Genomic DNA, 1,384 nt, shown 5'->3' with positions numbered 1-1,384 from the left:
GAGCAGCGGAGCAACACGATCCCACAGGTCATCAGGCACAAGATCATCCGACACACTCAGAACTCTGCCGTCCACCAGCCCAACTGCCAAGCCTGTGAGCCAAACTCATTCTGAAACGATCAGTTAGGCTGATAGCCATCGGTGCCGTCGGCGCAGTGAGCCGCCGGCCGTCATGAGGAGGACTGCGGTGAGCGAGACGACCCCCAAACTGCGTGCCGAGCTGGAGGGAGTGCCCTCCTACAAGCCGGGCCGCCCGGCTTCGGGGACGGGCCCGGTCGCCTACAAGCTGTCCTCCAACGAGAACCCCTACCCGCCGCTGCCCGGCGTGATGGAGAGCGTGGTGGCCGCCGCCGCCTCGTTCAACCGGTACCCGGACATGGCCTGCACCGGCCTGACCGAGGAACTGGCGGAGCGCTTCGGGGTGCCGGCCTCGCACGTGGCCACGGGCACGGGCTCGGTGGGCGTCGCCCAGCAGCTGCTGCAGTCCACCAGCGGCCCCGGCGACGAGGTGATCTACGCCTGGCGCTCCTTCGAGGCCTACCCGATCATCACCCGGATCAGCGGCGCCACGCCCGTGCAGGTCCCGCTCACCCCGGGCGACGTGCACGACCTGGACGCGATGGCCGCGGCGATCACGGACCGGACCCGGCTGATCTTCGTCTGCAACCCCAACAACCCGACCGGCACGGTGGTGCGCCGGGCCGAGCTGGAGCGCTTCCTGGACCGGGTGCCGAGCGACGTGCTGGTGGTGCTGGACGAGGCGTACCGGGAGTTCATCCGGGACACGGACGTCCCCGACGGCGTGGAGCTGTACCGGGACCGCCCCAACGTCTGCGTGCTGCGCACCTTCTCCAAGGCGTACGGCCTGGCGGGTCTGCGGGTCGGCTTCGCGATCGCCCACGAGCCGGTGGCGGCCGCGCTGCGCAAGACGGCCGTGCCGTTCGGCGTCAGCCAGCTGGCGCAGGACGCCGCGGTCGCCTCGCTGCGCGCGGAGGACGAGCTGCTGGGCCGGGTCGGCTCCCTGGTGGGCGAGCGCACCCGGGTGGTCGCGGCCCTGCGCGAGCAGGGGTGGACCGTGCCGGACACCGAGGCGAACTTCGTCTGGCTGCGGCTGGGCGAGCGGACCATGGACTTCGCGGCGGCCTGCGAGCAGGCCGGTGTGGTGATCCGTCCGTTCGCCGGGGAGGGCGTGCGGGTCACGGTCGGGGAGACCGAGGCGAACGACCTCTTCGTCAAGACGGCGGAGGGCTTCCGCAGGTCCCTCTGACCCTCCGGTCCGGTCCGCCGACCGGACGTGCCGCGGCCCGGTGGCCCCTTCGGGGAGCCGCCGGGCCGTCGTCGTTCCGCCTGGCCGGGGCTGGGGCCGGGCCGGGCGGAACGACGA

General features: G+C 72.0%; 1 protein-coding gene. It reads left to right on the top strand.

The features are described 5' to 3' along the window. Window positions 1-187: 187 nt before the first annotated feature. A complete protein-coding gene (gene hisC, locus ACOV8S_RS25475; RefSeq protein WP_448320575.1) occupies window positions 188-1,267 on the top strand; it encodes a histidinol-phosphate transaminase in 1,080 nt (359 codons plus the stop codon). The last annotated feature ends 117 nt before the right edge of the window (window positions 1,268-1,384 follow it).

It is taken from the genome of Streptomyces sp. CO7 (assembly GCF_053474865.1).
Note: the sequence above shows the minus strand (reverse complement) of the source record. Positions and strands in the feature narration are given on the sequence as shown.